Genomic DNA, 16,574 nt, shown 5'->3' with positions numbered 1-16,574 from the left:
TCACATAGGACTTAGCTTGAATCATTATGAGAAGTCCAAGCCCAGCAGGGCGTTTTCGGTGACTTCCGGAAGCGCTGGATGGATCCAGTACTGGTTGGTCGCCACCTCGCGCACATCCAGCCCGAAGGCCATGACGGTGATCATCTGCTGGATCAAGGTCGAGGCCTGCGGTCCCATGTAGTGAGCGCCGAGCAGCTTGCCGCTCTGCCTATCGGCAATGAGCTTGGCGATCCCGGTGGAATCCTCCATGGCCCAGCCGTAGGCCACGTCCCCGTACTTCTGGACCTTGACAGTGATGTCGTGTCCAGCCTCGCGGGCTTCTCCTTCGGTCAGGCCCACGTTGGCGATCTGCGGGTGGGTGAAGACGGCTGCCGGCACATGTTCATGCGGCATCTGCTTCAGGTCCTCAGGATGCAGCAGGTTATGGCGCACCGCGCGCATTTCCGCATTGGCCACGTGCTTGAGCATGTACGGCGACGAGATGTCGCCCAAGGCCCAAATCCCCTGAGCGGAGGTGGAACGCCCGAATTCATCGACGCTGATACTGCCGTTTTCGGCTTCAATGCCGGCCTTGTCCAAGTCCAGCTGGTCCCCGTTCGGGATACGGCCGGTGGCCACGAGCAATACCTCCGCGTTGACGGTGGACCCGTCATCGAGGGTCAGGGTGATGCCTTGCTCATCTTCGGTCGCGCTGGCCATGGTGCGCCCGGCCCGCACGTCAAAGCGTGCCGCTGCCAGTTCGTTGAACGGTTCGCGCAGGTCCGCATCCAGATGGCGCAGCAGTTCCGAGCGCGAGAGGATGGTGACCTTGGTGCCCAGGGCATCGAAGACATGGGCGAATTCCATGGCGATGTATCCCCCGCCAACGATCACCATGGATTCGGGCTGGCGCTCCAAGCGCATGATGTCTTCATTGGTGTGGAAGGTGACCTTAGAGTCAATGATGTCCTGCGGGATGAATGGACGGGAGCCGGCGGCAATGACGATCTGGTCGGCGCTGATGGTCGCGGCCTGCTCCCCCTGCCCGGTACGCAAGGTGCGCTCGGCGACGAAGCGGGCATGCTGGTCGTAGACATCGATATTCGGGGTTTGTTCACCGCGGCGGTACTCTTCCCCGCCTTGGGCGATCGGATCAATACGCTTCTCGAAGACACGGCGCACAATGTCCTGCCAATGCACGGAATTCACCTGCGCATCAAGCCCCAGCCGGGCCGATTCCTTGGTTTCCAGAGCCACATCGGCGGCGTAGACATACATCTTGGTGGGGATGCAGCCCACGTTCAGGCAGGTGCCGCCGAAAGCACCCTTTTCAATGATGGCAATGGACTTGCCATCGAATTCCGGGCCCGGGATGGAGTTGCCCGAACCGGTGCCGAGGATGATCAGATCGTAGTGCTTGTCTACCTGAAAAGCAGCGGGAGAGGTCATAGGTGGTTCCTTTTCACGGTTACGGCTAGGCCCGGCAGACAGGACAATTGCCAAGTCCGCCTACCGGGTAGGCTACCACCTGTGCTGTCAACCAGCGGTATGTTGCGCCAAGGGCTCATCGACCATGCTGAAGACCAGCTGCAGTGTGCCATTGACCTGGACTGCTTCGGCGTGAATTCCGTAGACCTGCAGCAACAGATCCGGATCGAGTACCTGCTCGGCACTGCCGGCCGCGACGACGCCACCGCCATCGAGCATCACCAGTTTGGTGCAGTAGCGGGCAGCCAAGTTCAAGTCGTGCAGCACGATGACGGTGGTTGTTCCCAAGCTCCGGAGCATGCGCAGCAGTTCGTGCTGATAGCGGATATCCAGGTGGTTGGTGGGCTCATCGAGCAGCAGGTGATCGGCTTGCTGGGCCAGGCTGCGGGCCACCAAGACGCGTTGCTTCTCGCCACCGGAGAGGGTCGAATAGCGTCGATCTGCCAACGAGCGCGCGCCGACCCTGCTCAGTGCCGCCGCGACGGCCTGGTGGTCCTCGCGGGTGAAGGATGCCAGCGCCGTGCGGTGCGGGGTACGGCCCAGCAAGACCATCTCGGCCACGCTGACCGGAAGATCGGTCGGGGTTTCCTGCGCCACCACGGCGATCCGCCGCGCCAGTTCGTTGCCGCGCAGCGCGCTGACCGGCTGTCCGTCCAGGCTGACCTGTCCGGTTTGCGGGCGCAGTGCCGAGTACAGCGTGCGCAAGAATGAGGATTTGCCGCTGCCGTTGGGCCCGATCAGCCCCACGACCTCGCCGGGGCCAGCGGACAGGCCCACGGACTCAATGACCAGCTTGCCTCCGTACCCCACGGAAATATCGGTTGCGGTAATCATGGTTTTTCCCTGCCTTTCACAAAACGTTGGTCATTGGGCGGAGTTCAGCCGGCGCACGAGGACGAACAGCAGCGGGGCGCCGAGCAATGCGGTGACGATGCCCAACGGCAGTTCCTGCGGCGCCAGCGCGGTGCGGGCCAGCACATCTGCCCAGACCAGGAAGAGCGCTCCGAGCAGCGCCGCCACTGGGAGCAGCTTTCGATGGGTAGAGCCCACGCACAGCCGGGCCACATGCGGGATCACCAATCCGACGAATCCGATGCCGCCGGAGGAAGCTACCAAGGCACCGACGCACAGTGCGGTGACGATCATGACGGCGGCGCGCAGCTTGGCCGGGGAAATGCCCAGCGTTTGTGCGGTGCCATCGCCGATGGCCAGCGCGTCCAGCGGCCGCGACCAGTACACCAGCAGCGCGAGGGTTCCGAGCACCACCACCCAGGTGATCAGCACCGACTGCCCGGTGGCCTGCGCTAGCGAGCCCAGGGTCCAGAAGAGCACCGAGCGACCGGCATTCGGGTCATCCGAGGCGAAGATCAGCAGCGAGGTCAGTGCGTGCAGCACGTACCCCACGGATACGCCGGCCAGCACGAGTCGAGTGGAGGTCATTTCATTGCCGACGCGAGCCAGCAGGTAGACGCCGATTCCGGCGATCAGGGCCCCGGCGAAGGCGCTGGTGGCCAACGAGGCCGAGCCGATCCCGGCGGTGGCACCGAAAAGAATCGACGCCGCCGAAAGGGTCGAGGCTCCGGAGGTCACGCCCAGCAGGTACGGTTCGGCCAGGATGTTGCGGGTCAGCGCCTGCAAGGCCACGCCGGCCAGCGCCAGCCCGGCACCGACGGCGGCCCCCAGCAGCACCCGGGGCACGCGCAGCAACAGGACGATCGATTCATCCGAAGCGCTCCAGGAGGCCAGAGCAGGATCATCCCACCACTGCGATTTGAGGATGCCCACCACGGCGCCCGGCTCGATGGAAACCGGCCCTAGCCCGATGGCCATCGGCAAGGACACCAGCACAGCGGCCAGCAGCCCGGCGATCCACCACCAGGTCTGCCGGGAGCGTTGGCGGTGCTCCAAATCATCGGCGGAGAACACCAATGCGGCGGGTGCCGCCTCGAGTACGGGTCCTGGTTGCCTCATGATTGGCCTTCCAATATTTCATCGGTGGTTGCGGCGCGCAGGCTCAGTGCGGCGAGCAACGCGATCCCGGTCAAGACGCCAAGTACCGCAGCGGCGGCCAAGTATCCGGCCGCGGCCATCGCCGCTCCGGAAGCCGCAGTGCCTAAGAACAAGCCCAGCGACATCCCGGCGGCGTTCAAGCTCAGCGCGGTGCCGCGCACCTGCGTGCAGCGGGCCACCAGCAGGCTCGTTACCGCGGCCGAGACGACCGCATGGCTGGCTGAGAGCATCGCAGTACTGGCGACGGCCAGCGGCAGTACCGGTGCCAGGTAGACGCCGAAGAGCGCCACCAGGCCGGTGGCTAAGCAGATGATCATCACCGTGCGGGTGCGGCGCTGGGAATCTTCGGCGTTCAGCATCCGTCCGGCCAGCAGGTGTCCGAGGAAGAAAGCTCCGCCGCTGACCGACCAGACCCAGGCGAACCAGCTGGCATCCAGTGCGAACTTGTGCGCGTACAGCGGGGCCAGGAAGGCCAGATGCCCCATGAATGCTCCGGCCCTCCCGAAGGAGACCAAGAGCAGCGCCCGGGCGCCGGGCACCTGCGACAGCAACTTGAAGGCTGCCAGGTATCCCACTCGGGCCGGTGGCTTAGCCGGCGCGATTTGGGCTGGATCGGCCTGCACGGCGCCGCGGCGGCCGTAGCGCAGGACCGCCGGGATCAACGCGATGCTGATGATGCCGATGGCGATCAGGTTGCCCTGCCAGCCCCAGAACATGGCCGGCAGGATCAGCAGCGGCGCACCGAGCGTGGAGGCCAAGGTCTGGGCGGTCATCACCAAGGTGGCGGCCCGGCCGGCAGCCGGGGTGCTGCCGAATCGATCCGCGGCCGCGGTTGATAGCGCCGGGTAGAGCAGCGCATTGGATACGCCGGTGGCCAGGCAGAAGATGGCCAGCGCGGCGAGACCCGAAAAGGTTCCCACGATGGCCGCGGCGCCCATCAGCCCCAGCGCTGCGGCGGCCACCGTGCCCGGGGCAATGCGTCCGATCAGCGGGGCCAGCCCGATGCCGGCGAGCACCGCACCGACTCCGGCCAGCCCGCGCAGGGTCCCGGTTTCGGCGTAGCCTGCTCCGGCCCAGTCGGCGATGGGCACCAAGAAGGTGCTCAGCACTGTGAAGGGCAGCAGACCCAGCGCGGAGGCCAGCAGTGCCGGCCAGATCTCTACGATGATCCGCCGCTCGCTGGGCAGTGCTTGGATGGTTTCTGCTTCTGGCTGGCTCATACCGCGCTCCCGATGCCGGCGCTGATCATGTCCAAGTCCGCAGCGAAGTCCTGCACGGCAAAAGCCGGCGCGCGGCGTTGGCCTGCCAGCTCGTGTGCGGCCTGCTCCAGAGCCGTTTCGTAGGCGGCCAGCAGCGAGTCGATCATCGGGCAGGGCACGGCCAGCTTCCGGGCGAGCCCGGCAATGATCTTGGTGCGGTAGTAGTCTTCCTTGGGCATCCGCGGCACATCCCACTGGCCCAGCTCGTTTATGAAGACCGGGCGGAAGGCGATGGCCGAGAAGTCGAAGTAGCGTCCTTGGTCATCGGGCTGCGAGAACGGGTCGATCAGCAGCGATGCATAGCGCACGTAGAGCAGGTACTCCTGCTCGATGGGCGGCAGCTGTTCGAAGCTGGCGGCCTGCGCCGGGCTGATGCTCTGGGGGTGCAGCGGGTAGCCGTCCTGGAGCATGAAGGCCAACAGGTTCACGCCCTTCCCTCCCAGCGCGGTGGTGATCGCGGTCAGTTCCCGCCAGGTCTGTGCCAGCGCGTGGATCAGCGCCGGGGTGACCGGACCTTCGGGATAGAGCTTGTAGACGTATTGGATCGGCGGCGCCGGCGCGAAGACTGCACGCAACGCGACCTCGTTGAAGAACAGGGCCGGGTGAACATACAAGGACATGTTCCGGGCTTCGGCTTCCAGAGGCTGGTCCATCAGCTGCACTTGCGTGCCCGCCTCGGCATGGATCGCGCACAGCGCCTGCAGTGCCGGGGTGTGCCCATGAGTGGATCCGGCGTAGATGCGGGCCTTGACCCCGGCGCTCAGCACCAGCGCCCCGCCGGTCCCCTCCAACGGGCGGGTATCCCCCAGATAGCTGGAGAAGCTGATGATTTCCAGGTCCGCCGCCTGTCCGCCAGCGAATTCACGCACCAAGGCGGCCGAACCCAGCGTGGGCGAGAGCAGCACGACGCGCCGCAGCGAGACGAGCACCTCGGGTGCCAGCTCGCGCAGCACGGCAAGATAGGCGTCGGCGGTCACGGCCAGCACCAGGGTGTCCCACCGGCCGGCGACCTGCTGGTATCCGCGATAGCGGTGCGCGAAGCGCACGGTTCCGGCCAGTGCGCCGTGGGCTGGGTTTTGCACCGTGCTCTGCGCGGTTCCGGCGGTGGCGTCCAGCGCGTCGAAGAAGGCGTTCGCGCGTTGCGAGCCGCGTCCTGCGATGCCCAGTTCTCCGGGCAACGTCCCGAGCAGCACGGCGCTTTGCACCGCGACCGGCCCGGTTCCGGCGATGAGGATATTTCCTAGTTCATCCATCGGCTAATTGCTTTCCATTCTCGTGCGCGTCTTGGTGTACAGCGCGATGTCAAAGACCTGTTCGGGTTGGCGGATCACTGCCGAGCAGTGCCACAAGTCCGGGTCCACCGGCTGCAGCGGGTAGTTGAACAGCGATTTCAATCCGTCGCCGAAGCGCATCGCCACCACCACGTCGTCTCGGGTCAGCGCATGCAGCTGGTGCAGCAGCTCGTACTTCACGGACACCGTCGAGCTGAAAACGATGTGGGTGATCTCAGCCAGGAAGTCCAGCTGCTCGATCCGTTCGCCGAGCAGCTCGATATCCAGGGATTCTCCGAGCTGCGCCACGACCTTGCGGCCCAATTCCAGTGCTTCAGGGTCGATGTCGATGCCCCGTGCGCTGGCCCCGGTGCGCGCGGCGAGGTTCAGCAGGGTCATCGGGAAGGATCCCGAGCCGACCAGCAGCACCATGCTGCTGGCATCCGGGGCGACCGCTCCGAATTCCTCAGCGATGCAGGATTCAATATTGGCGAAGTAGCCTTCGGCGCCGCCGCCTCCTTCCAGCAGGCGCAGCGCCCGGTACTTCTCGATACTTGCGACGCAGCGGGCGGATTCGCTGCGCAACTGAGCGATGAGTTCCGTTCCGGTGCCGGTGGCGGCCAGCTGTTCGTAGTCCGCTTCATTCGCCGGGTCGGTGACCAGCTGCGAATAGCTGGCCAGCAGCTCTTCGAGCTCTGCGGCGTGGCGTGTGGACCCGTCATAGCTGGCTACTGCCGCGGTGAAGCACTCCAGGTAGCCGCGCAACGCTCCGGCTAGCTCCCAGGTGCTGCCGTTGAGGGTGATTAGTGGTGTTTCAGACATGGATATATGCCGTCCCTTCGGCCACGATGTTCACTTCAGTGCAGATCCGCAGCGCGGTGGCCTCGGCGCGGCTGCTGTCTGCGAAGGCCTGGGTGGTTCCGCCAGGTTGCTTAACGCTGGCGTTGATGGGGGTGCCGGTGACGGCAGCCAGATACGCGCCGACTGCGGCGGTTCCCGATCCGCAGCTGCCTTCCCAGATCATGCTGCCCAGCGCCGGGACGCTGACCAGTGGGGCCAGTTCCTGGCGGTGCCGGTCATAGAGCATGATGCCCACCACGCAGACCGCTTCGCGTGCGCCCAGTTCCACGGCCAGCTGCTGCGCACGTTCACGCAGCAGCGGATCGGATCCATCGCCTTCTGCCACCAGATGCACGGCGCCGGGGTAGCGAACCAATCCGGCGCGCTCGATGCCCGGAACCTTATAAGGCTCGATGCTCTGCGGCCACGGGATCGACAGTTCGCAGCGGTATCCAGCCTCCGAGGGCTCAACCCGGCAGTGCAATGACTGCCGGGCCCCGCTGGTTTCAATGAGCAGCTCGGCCCGGTCGGGCCCGGGCCTGGTTGCGGCGTGCCATGCGGCCAGGGACAAGGTGGCATTGGCGCAGAATTCGTCCCCGGCCATGTGCAACCGGGTGTGGGCCTGCGGCTTGCGCGGAGGCAGGATGAACCCGACCTGCTCGGCGTGCACATGCTCGGCGCGCAGCAGCCGGTCCGCGATGGCCAGATACTGCGTCTCGGGATGCCTGCTAGTCACCAGCACGGTCGTGTTCGAGGCCGGACTGAGCTTCACGAAGTCGACAGCGGTGGCATTGCGGACCTGGCATCGGGTGCTCCGCGGAGCACGCGCTGTTCTGCTTGCTGCTGGAGTACTCCGGCGCAGCACCGCAGGCCGGTTGCTCACCGGGTAAGCCGGTCGGCGATCAGTTCCACCCCGTCCACGGCCAGCGGTCCGGGCGAGGAGTAGTAGTAGTTCAGCGGCACGATGCCGTCTTCATCTTCAATGGCAGGCAGGCCCTTGAGCTCGGTACGCTGGCGCAGCTCATCGATCACTTGCTGGTCGGTTTCCAAGTTTGAGGAACCGGTGGGCAGGTACATGGCGAAGACCTTGTCCGCGGCGCTGTCGACCAGCTCTTCGTTGGAAGGTTCGAAATAGCGCTTGGGCACGTTGTTGAATACGTTCTCCATGCCCAGCACTTCCATCTGCTCGGCAACCAGGGATTCGTGGCCGTAGGATCCCAGGGTTCCGGCGGTCGGGACATACAGCGGAAGTCCGCGCTGTTCCTCCTGCTGCGCAACACGCTTCGCTGCGGCATCTACCCGGGCTCGCATGTCCTTGACCGATTGCGCGGCGTGGTCTTCGGTGCCGAATAGCTCCCCGTAGGATTCAACATCCTTGTAGATCTGGTCGAAGCCGCTCACCCCCGAGGTGGAGCGGTCTTCAAAGCCAGCGCAGTATCCGCTGACGGTCAGCATCTTCACTCCAGCCCTTTCCAGCCGCTGGGCCAGTGCGTTCAGGTCGATCCCGGCGGCGATGTCGGTGCCGATAACCACATCCACTCCGGAGTCCAGGATCATTTCGTAGGAAACGTCATGCGAATCCTCGATGACCCGCTGTGCGTTGCGCACTGCTTTCTCGGTTTCCTCATCGAAAGGTACTTGGTACCTGCCGGCGTAGTGGGTGATCTTCTCCCCTGCCCCGGCTGCGGTCAGCAGGGCAGGTGCCTCGGATCCGATGGCCAGGACGCTTTGCGGCTCCTGATCGAATACGACTTCCCGGCCGCAGCTGTCCAGGACGGTCTTTTCCGCCTCGCTGCCAGGGACATTCTCATTGGCTGTTCCTGCAGGGGTGCTGCATCCGGTGGCGGTTGCCAAGATGATAGCTGGCACGGCCAGCATCCAGGGGTTAATTCTCTTCATTGATCCTTATTTCCGTTTCTAGCGGCCGGTGGCGGGCTGCCGGTGCTCGGCGCCTCAATGGGCCAACATTGCTAAACACTAATGAGAATCATTATCAATTGTCAAAACGAAAACGCCCCCGGTGTCCGCCTGGATCGGCAAGGCGGGTACGTGGTACGGCAAATGCGGCCGCCCTGCCCGGAATTCTCCGGGCGGGACGGCCGCATTCAAAAGTTGCTAACGCACGAGAACTCGCGTGTCAGAGGTCCTGGGCTTCAAGCCATGCCGAAGCGATATCGGCCGCAGATTGTTGCCCTACCGTGCTTTGCACGTTCAGTTCTACCAGCGTCTGTGCGCTGAGCTTCTGGCTTACCGGGTCAAGCACCGCGGCCAATTTTTCGGACTGCTCCGCCGAGACCAGCGGAACCACGTTCGAGGCCAGGAACAAGGACTTCGGATCTTCAAGGACCACAAGCTGTTCGGTCTTGATTCGCGGATCAGCGGTGAACACATTAGCCACGTTCACCGTACCGGCCACGAGATCTTCCACCGTCGTATCACCTGTAGCAGAGAAGCCGGCCTTCACCCCGTAGGTGCTTTCCAGGCCCTTCGGACCATAGGGACGCTGCTCCAGTTCCGGCGGTCCGCCCACGGTCAGCTTCTTGCCTACATCAGCCAGATCCTCGATGCTGGTGACTTTGTTCTCTTCGGCAAACTTCTTGGTCACCGTGTAGGAGTCCTGATCCGAAGCTTGAGCCGCTTCCAAGACGGCTAACGAGTCAGGAAGCGCCTTCTCCAGCTCGGAATACACCTCATCGCCGGAACGCGCTTCGGTGTCCTTCTTGTAGAACTGCAGCAAGTTGCCGGTGTACTCCGGGGAGACATCGATGCTGCCGTCTTCGAGCTGCGGCATGTACGCATCGCGCTGGCCGATGTTGAATTTGCGCTCAACTTCCATGCCTGCGTCCTCCAACGCCTGTGCATAGATCTCGGCAACGATTTCATTGGAGTAGTAGGCCTGCGAGCCAACCACAATGGTTTCATTGCCGCTGTCGCCCGAGCTGCTTCCTCCAGCCAACGGGTCCGAGCTTGAACAGCCCGCTAGGACCAGCCCGCTGGCCAGCACCAACGCGGTGGCCGGGAGAATTTTCTTCAATATCATGACGGTTCCCTTTCTAAGGTTTTTCGGTATGCAGAGTCTTCAGGCTGAGGCTTCGTTTTTGAGGAATGAAGCCCGCGCGGTTCAGCGGCTTTCTGGGCCAAAGCCAGTACCAGGTCCAGCAAGAGCGCGAGCGCCGCGACCAGCAGCGCTCCACCTAGTACCATGTCGAAGCGGCGCAGGTTCAGACCGCTGATAATTGGCAGGCCCAGTCCCCCGAGGTTCACGTAGGCGGCAATGGTCACCGTTGCCACCACTTGCAGAACCGCTGAGCGGATGCCGCCAACCAGCAAGCCCAGTCCCAAGGGGATTTCGACCTTGAACAGGATCTGCCATTCGGTCATGCCCATGGCCCGGGCCGCGTCGATGGTCTTGCGGTCGATAGCTTCGAAACCGGTATAAGCTCCTGCCAGCAGCGATGGGATCGCCAAGACGACAAAGGTCACCAGCGCCGCTTCGGGCTTGTGCAAGACCCCGAACAGCAGCACCAGCAGGATCAGCAGGCCGAAGGATGGCACGGCGCGGGCAATCCCGGCGGCGGCCACCGCGATTTCCCGGCCCTTGCCGGTATGTCCGATGGCCCAACCAGCCGGGATGGCCACCAGCGAAGCGAGCAGGACAGCAAGCGCGGTGTACAGCAGATGCTGTCCAAGCAGCACCTGCAGTCCCGAATCGCCGTTCCACTGCTCGGCGTCGAAAATCCATTCAAGGGCTTTGGCAATCAGGTTCATGCGTCCACCTGTTCCCCGCTGGCTTGCTGCACGGAGCGCTTGGTTTTGGAACCGCTGGAGTTCCACGGCATCAGCCAGCGTCCTGCCAGGAGCAAGAGCAGGTCGATGACCAAGGCAATCAGTGCCACTGCCAGGATGCCGGCGAAGACCTCGGCGATGATGCGCCGCTGCAGTCCATTGGTGAATAGGTAGCCCAGATTGGTCACGCCAACCAGGATGCCCACCGTAGCCAGGGAAATCGTGCTGACCGCTGTCACTCGTAGGCCGGCAAGGATCACCGGGCCGGCCAGAGGCAGATCCACCGCGAAGAAGCGGCGTGCTGGACCGTACCCCATTGCCGTTGCCGCGGAGCGGGTGGCGGGGTCTACCGAGTTCAGCCCGTCAACGACGCCGCGGACCATGATGGCCACCGCGTAGATCGACAGTGCCACAACCAGGTTTGCTTCGCTGATGGCGCTCATGCCGGTAATTACCGGCAGGATCATCAGCAAAGCAAGCGAAGGAATCGTATAGAGCAATCCGGTCAGGGTCACCAGCGGTCCGCGCACCAGCTTGTACCGCCAGGCAACCCATCCCAGCGGAATTGAGAGGGCGAAGCCGATGAGGATCGCCATTGCCGACTGGCGCAGGTGCTCCACCGACAGCGATCCGATCAGGCCCAAGTTCTCCATGATCCAATTCACTGGCTGTCCCTGCCATCCACCAGCCGGCCCTGGGTGCGGCCTTGGCCATCGACCAGCACCGCACCATGTTCGGTGTGCTTCACGCGCAGCGCGCGGGCGCCGCGCTGGGCCCCGATGAATGAAGCCACGAAATCATCGGCGGGGTGCTCGATGATTTCGCTCGGGCTACCGACTTGGAGCTTCTGCGCTCCGGCAGCCAGGATCACTACTTGGTCGCCAAGCAGGAACGCTTCATCAATATCGTGGGTGACAAAGACGATGGTCTTGCCAAGTTCCTTTTGGAGCCGGATCAGTTCTTCTTGCAGTTCGGCACGGACAATCGGATCCACCGCTCCGAAAGGCTCATCCATGAGCAGGATATTCGGGTCCGCTGCCAGTCCGCGGGCAACACCCACGCGCTGCTGCTGGCCGCCGGAGAGCTGATGGGGGTAACGCTGCGCCATGGAGGCGGGCAGCCCCACGGTCTCCATCAGCTCCAGCGCCCGCTTGTGTGAATCCTGGCGCGTGCTCCCCATGAGCCGTGGCACCGTGGCGATGTTCTCGGCCACCGTGAAATGTGGCAGCAGGCCCGAATTCTGCATGACGTATCCGATGCTGCGGCGCAGCTGAACGGCTGGTTTGGACTCGATGTCTTCACCGTCGATCCGTACCGTTCCTTGGCTCGGCTCCACCATGCGGTTGATCATCCGCAGCAGCGTGGTCTTGCCGCAACCCGATGACCCGACGAAGACTGTGGTCTGATGCGCGGGAATCTGCAGGCTGAAATCATCGACCGCTACGGTGCCATCGGGATACCGCTTGGAGATGTTTTCGAACTCAATCATGCGCACCTCGGCTCGGTTGCTTCGTTCCGAATCGTTGGGTAATGCCTTGGCATATGTCGTCTCCTTGAGGTGGCGTTGAGCCTAATTCTGCCTCAAAAGTGCTCTGACAGCATCCAATGCCAGCGATTACCCATGTCGGTAATTTCACTGCCTCCCCTGGTTCCGGGGAGCTTGCGCATAGGATCGAATGGAACTTTACTATCTACTTTGGAGGAAAACATTGCGCAAACGAATGCTGGGCCTAGCCGCTGCCCCGGTGATTCTGGGATGCTTAGCACTTTCAACGCCAGCTACCGCCGGCCAGCATGCGCCCGCACAAACTGGTGAGTGGAATTCCGTGATCTTGATGGACGCTGAAACCGGAGAAGTGCTGAATTACGAGAATTCTCCAGCCGTAGAGGACTCGACGACTGCGGCACACCCATACCTTCAATTCGTCGGTTGGCACTAAAGGACTTCTGTGTCCTTGCCTGCTGGCAGATACGAAAATGCCCCGGACCATAAATGGCCCGGGGCATTTCCGGTACGAGCTTAGGCTTCGAGCACTACAGGAACGATCATTGGGCGGCGGCGCAACTTGCGCGAAACCCACGAGCCGATCACACGGCGGGTGATCTGCTGCAGCTGGTGCGTGGAGTGGTTCGGGTTATTGCTAACCGCTTCCACAATCGCAGCTGCGATCTTCGGCTTGATCTCGTTGAAGACCGAGTCTTCTTCGGCCACGCCGCGGGCGTGGATATCCGGACCGGAGATGATGGTGCCGTTCTGGCGGTTGATCACGGTGATGACCGAGATGAAGCCTTCCTCGCCCAGGGTGACGCGGTCCTTGAGGTCATCATCGGTGATGGTACCGACCTTGGAACCGTCAACGTAGACGTAGCCGCATTCGACCTGGCCAACGAGCTTTGCAACGCCGTCCTTCAGGTCGATGACCGAGCCGTCTTCTGCCAGCAGCACGTTTTCCTCGGGAACACCGGACTGCGCAGCCAGGCGGCCGTTGGCGATCAGGTGGCGGGTCTCGCCGTGCACTGGAAGCACATTCTTCGGGCGCAGGATGTTGTAGCAGTACAGCAACTCGCCGGCCGAAGCGTGGCCCGAAACGTGGACCTTGGCCATGCCCTTGTGGATGACCTCGGCGCCCAAGCGCATCAAGCCATTGATCACGCGGAAGACCGAGTTCTCGTTGCCCGGGATCAGGCTGGAGGCCAGGATGACGGTGTCGCCCGGGTTGATCTGCACCTTGTGCTCGCCGTTGGCCATGCGCGACAGTGCTGCCATCGGCTCGCCCTGCGAACCGGTGGACATCAGAACGACCTTGTGGTCTGGCAGCGAGTCGATCTGCTTGAGGTCAACCAGCACGCCCTGCGGCACTTCGAGGTAGCCCAGGCGTTCGGCGATGCCCATATTGCGCACCATCGAGCGGCCGATGAAGGCCACCTTGCGGCCGTGCACTGCAGCGGCATCCAGCACCTGCTGCACGCGGTGAACGTGCGAGGAGAAGGAAGCGACGATGATGCGGCGGCGGGCTCGGGAGAACTTCGCTTCCAGGACCGGGCCGATTTCGCGTTCTGCCACGGTGAACCCTGGCACCTCGGCGTTGGTGGAGTCCGGCAGGAACAGGTCCACGCCTTCCTCGCCCAAGCGTGCGAAGTGGCGCAGGTCGGTGATGCGGCCATCCAGTGGCAGCTGGTCCATCTTGAAGTCGCCAGTGTGCAGCACGGTGCCGGCTTCGGTGCGCAGGAATACTGCCAGTGCGTCCGGGATCGAGTGGTTCACAGCAACGAATTCGCATTCGAAGTTCCCGATCTGCGCGACTTCGCCTTCTACAACGATGTTGCTGTTGGCCTTGATGCGATGTTCTGCCAGCTTTGCTTCAACGAAGGCCAGGGTCAGCTTCGACCCGTACAGTGGGATGTCTTCGCGCAGGCGCAGCAGGTACGGAACAGCGCCGATGTGGTCCTCGTGGCCGTGGGTCAGCACAACGCCAACCACATCGTCCAAGCGGTCCTTGATGTAAGAGAAGTCCGGCAGGATCAGATCCACGCCAGGCTGGTGCTCTTCCGGGAAGAGCACGCCGCAGTCAATGATCAACAGTTTCCCGTTGAGCTCGAAGACGGTCATGTTTCGGCCGACCTCGCCCAAGCCGCCGAGGGGAACGATGCGCATCGTTCCCTTCTTCAGCTTGGCCGGAGTCTGCATGCGTGCAGCGTCGGCCTTGCCTACTGAACTCTCAGTCATAAGTGGTTAGTCCCTTTCGTTACAGATCCCATCCACCTTCACGTAAGTCCGCGCGGATGGCATCGAGCTCTGCGTCCGACGGTGCCAACAGCGGCAGTCGGACGACGGTGTTCGGCAGGACACCCTGCCAGTGAAGTCCATATTTTGCGGCCACGGCGCCCTGAATGTGGCCCATGATGCCGCGCTGGATCGCGTCCAGCTCAAAGTGTGTGGTGCGTGCAGTCGCCAAATCTCCTGCATGCATTGCATTAACTAGCGTACGGTACTTAGCCGCTGCAACGTGAGCGGTTACCGAAACCACGCCGACAGCACCTGCGGCCATCAGTGGCAAAGTCAGCCCGTCATCGCCCGAGTAGACGTGCAGGTCGGTGTTGGCCAGCACGGTGGTGGTGGACTGGTAATCGGCCTTGGCATCCTTCAGGGCAATGACCTGAGGAATCTTGGAGAGCTCAATGATGGTCTCCGGTGCCAGCGAGATGCCCGCGCGCCCTGGGATGTCGTAAAGCATGATTGGCAGTTCAACTGCTTCGGCGATGGCTCTCACGTGCGCAATGACGCCAGCCTGGCTTGGCTTGTTGTAGTAAGGAGTGGTCAACAGCACACCGTCGACCCCTGCTTCCTTGGCGGCCAGCGACAGCTTGATCGAGTGCCGGGTGTCATTGGTCGTGGAACCGGCCAATACCGCAGCACGATCTCCGACTGCGTTGACGACGGTACGGAACATTTCAATGTTCTCTTCATCGGTCAGCGTCGAGGTCTCGCCGGTGGTGCCGGTAACAACCAGTCCGTCGCAGCCATCGTCAACCAGCTTTGTGGCCAGCTTCGCCGCCAACGCGTAATCGACTTCACCCGCTTCGTCGAAGGGCGTGACCATGGCGGTCAACACGGTGCCGAACGGGTATGCCTGATTATCAATTGCACTTGTAGCCATGGGTTTAAATCTACACTCGCGCATGTTGCAATGGCATCCTTGGTGCAATTCGTGGTGCGATGTTTTCATGAACGAAACGCGTAGTTCCCGGCGGCTGCTGGGCGTGGATGCAGCCCGGCTTGTTGCGATCCTCGGGATGTTCGCCGCGCATATTTTTCCACTGTACGAAACCAGTGGCATACCCGCCTACTCCCCAACGTTTACTGGGACTTTCGCCTCTGGCCGAGCATCAGTTTTGTTCATGGTTCTAGCTGGTTTATCGCTGACTTTGTTGTCAACTTCTTTGACTCGGAAGAGGTTTTCCCACCCTAAGGTTTACTCAGTCCTCGTCTTGAGAGCATTAATTATTGCCGTGCTCGGAATGGCGATTGGGTCAATAAATGAAGGCATTGCGATCATACTTGTCCACTATGGGCTACTTTTTCTATTGCTTCCACTAGTTCTAAAGCTCCCAAGGATAACCATTTGGGTAGTCTCAGCCCTTTGGCTGGTCTTGATGCCAATTCTTTGGCGGCCGCTGGCAGCAGCCGCTTTGGGACAGTCGCTGGGACACAATCCAAGTTTCGGCGACCTGCTCAATCCCCAACTGCTGTTCAAGGACCTCACCGTCACCGGGTATTACCCCTTGCTTGTTTGGTTAGGCTTTGGCTTGCTCGGGGTCGCCCTGGGAAGCTGCAACTTGCGCAGCAAGAAGACGGCGGGACTGCTCGCCTTAGTCGGATCACTCATTGCGATTCTGACCTACATCGGTTCTCGTCTTATCAGCCTGCAGAACGCAGAGCTCATTGCCCGCGAATTGAACCTCAAAGCATCCTTGGTTCCCACCATGATCACCACCGGCCGCCTGCCCGGCATGAATCTAGAACCTCTGCTCGACCACAGTGCCTACCTCTGGCTGCCTACTGGCCACAGCAATTCGTTGCTTTCCACACTGCACAATGCTGCCTGCGCTGTGGCGATCATTGGACTGCTCCTGCTGATCATTGGCTATCTCGGTCCACTGGGACGGATTGTGGCCGGAGCGGGCAGAGCACCGCTAACGCTGTACGTCGGGCATCTCATCTTGTTGCCGGCAATGCAGGACTATCTGGAGCCTTCGACTATCTGGTGGATCTTGGTGGCAGCCACAGCCATATTCGGGATATGGCTTGGCTTCAGCAAAGCATCTGGACCGCTTGAATATGGCGTTCGAGTGCTCAGCGGAGCAGATGTCGACGCCGCGGCAAAGGACAAACTTTAAAACGATAGTCCGGGCTCTGATGAGCCCGGACTATCGTTATGTT

The 16,574-nt window shown here is 62.3% G+C and carries 15 protein-coding genes; 1 reads left to right on the top strand and 14 read right to left on the bottom strand.

What is annotated here, in order from left to right; translation table 11 throughout:
• Positions 1-24: 24 nt before the first annotated feature.
• The 14 genes from mtr to dapA form a co-directional block, all read right to left on the bottom strand.
• On the bottom strand, positions 25-1,428 hold the full coding sequence (mtr, locus tag AARI_RS06050) for a mycothione reductase (RefSeq protein WP_013348448.1): 1,404 nt from the start codon (positions 1,426-1,428) through the stop codon (positions 25-27).
• Between the two features lie 87 nt (positions 1,429-1,515).
• Positions 1,516-2,301 carry an ABC transporter ATP-binding protein gene (locus tag AARI_RS06045; RefSeq protein WP_013348447.1) on the bottom strand — a complete coding sequence of 262 codons (786 nt, stop codon included), beginning with the start codon at positions 2,299-2,301 and terminating at the stop codon, positions 1,516-1,518.
• A 30-nt stretch (positions 2,302-2,331) separates the two neighbouring features.
• Positions 2,332-3,438 (bottom strand): FecCD family ABC transporter permease, encoded by a 1,107-nt coding sequence (locus tag AARI_RS06040; RefSeq protein WP_013348446.1) that lies wholly within the window; start codon positions 3,436-3,438, stop codon positions 2,332-2,334.
• Positions 3,435-4,697, bottom strand: a complete 1,263-nt coding sequence (locus AARI_RS06035; protein WP_013348445.1) for an MFS transporter — start codon at positions 4,695-4,697, stop codon at positions 3,435-3,437. The genes AARI_RS06040 and AARI_RS06035 overlap by 4 nt, the downstream gene beginning before the upstream one ends.
• On the bottom strand, positions 4,694-5,989 hold the full coding sequence (locus tag AARI_RS06030) for an opine metallophore biosynthesis dehydrogenase (RefSeq protein ID WP_013348444.1): 1,296 nt from the start codon (positions 5,987-5,989) through the stop codon (positions 4,694-4,696). Before AARI_RS06030 ends, AARI_RS06035 begins: the two co-directional genes overlap by 4 nt.
• 3 nt (positions 5,990-5,992) lie before the next feature.
• Entirely contained in the window at positions 5,993-6,829 is an 837-nt protein-coding gene (locus tag AARI_RS06025; protein WP_013348443.1) for a class I SAM-dependent methyltransferase, read from the bottom strand.
• Complete coding sequence (locus AARI_RS06020) at positions 6,822-7,730, bottom strand: hypothetical protein (protein WP_081461107.1); 909 nt, start codon at positions 7,728-7,730, stop codon at positions 6,822-6,824. Before AARI_RS06020 ends, AARI_RS06025 begins: the two co-directional genes overlap by 8 nt.
• Positions 7,727-8,746, bottom strand: a complete 1,020-nt coding sequence (locus tag AARI_RS06015) for an ABC transporter substrate-binding protein (protein WP_013348441.1) — start codon at positions 8,744-8,746, stop codon at positions 7,727-7,729. The genes AARI_RS06020 and AARI_RS06015 overlap by 4 nt, the downstream gene beginning before the upstream one ends.
• Positions 8,747-8,984: 238 nt before the next feature.
• Positions 8,985-9,887, bottom strand: coding sequence for an ABC transporter substrate-binding protein (locus tag AARI_RS06010; protein WP_013348440.1), 903 nt, complete (start codon positions 9,885-9,887; stop codon positions 8,985-8,987).
• Entirely contained in the window at positions 9,884-10,615 is a 732-nt protein-coding gene (locus AARI_RS06005) for an ABC transporter permease (protein WP_013348439.1), read from the bottom strand. Before AARI_RS06005 ends, AARI_RS06010 begins: the two co-directional genes overlap by 4 nt.
• Positions 10,612-11,298, bottom strand: a complete 687-nt coding sequence (locus AARI_RS06000) for an ABC transporter permease (RefSeq protein ID WP_041648594.1) — start codon at positions 11,296-11,298, stop codon at positions 10,612-10,614. The genes AARI_RS06005 and AARI_RS06000 overlap by 4 nt, the downstream gene beginning before the upstream one ends.
• A complete protein-coding gene (locus AARI_RS05995) occupies positions 11,295-12,122 on the bottom strand; it encodes an ABC transporter ATP-binding protein (RefSeq protein ID WP_013348437.1) in 828 nt (275 codons plus the stop codon). The genes AARI_RS06000 and AARI_RS05995 overlap by 4 nt, the downstream gene beginning before the upstream one ends.
• 531 nt (positions 12,123-12,653) lie before the next feature.
• On the bottom strand, positions 12,654-14,360 hold the full coding sequence (locus AARI_RS05985; protein WP_013348435.1) for a ribonuclease J: 1,707 nt from the start codon (positions 14,358-14,360) through the stop codon (positions 12,654-12,656).
• A 19-nt stretch (positions 14,361-14,379) separates the two neighbouring features.
• Entirely contained in the window at positions 14,380-15,291 is a 912-nt protein-coding gene (gene dapA / locus AARI_RS05980; RefSeq protein WP_013348434.1) for a 4-hydroxy-tetrahydrodipicolinate synthase, read from the bottom strand.
• A gap of 67 nt (positions 15,292-15,358) precedes the next feature.
• Here dapA and AARI_RS19185 point away from each other — a divergent pair, with 67 nt between their 5' ends.
• On the top strand, positions 15,359-16,531 hold the full coding sequence (locus AARI_RS19185; RefSeq protein WP_157867105.1) for a heparan-alpha-glucosaminide N-acetyltransferase domain-containing protein: 1,173 nt from the start codon (positions 15,359-15,361) through the stop codon (positions 16,529-16,531).
• Positions 16,532-16,574 lie beyond the last annotated feature (43 nt).

The organism is Glutamicibacter arilaitensis Re117, from assembly GCF_000197735.1.
In the GTDB taxonomy this organism is placed as follows: Bacteria; Actinomycetota; Actinomycetes; order Actinomycetales; family Micrococcaceae; genus Glutamicibacter; species Glutamicibacter arilaitensis.
The sequence above is the reverse complement of the archived record's forward strand: the minus strand, read 5'-3'. Positions and strand labels throughout refer to the sequence as shown.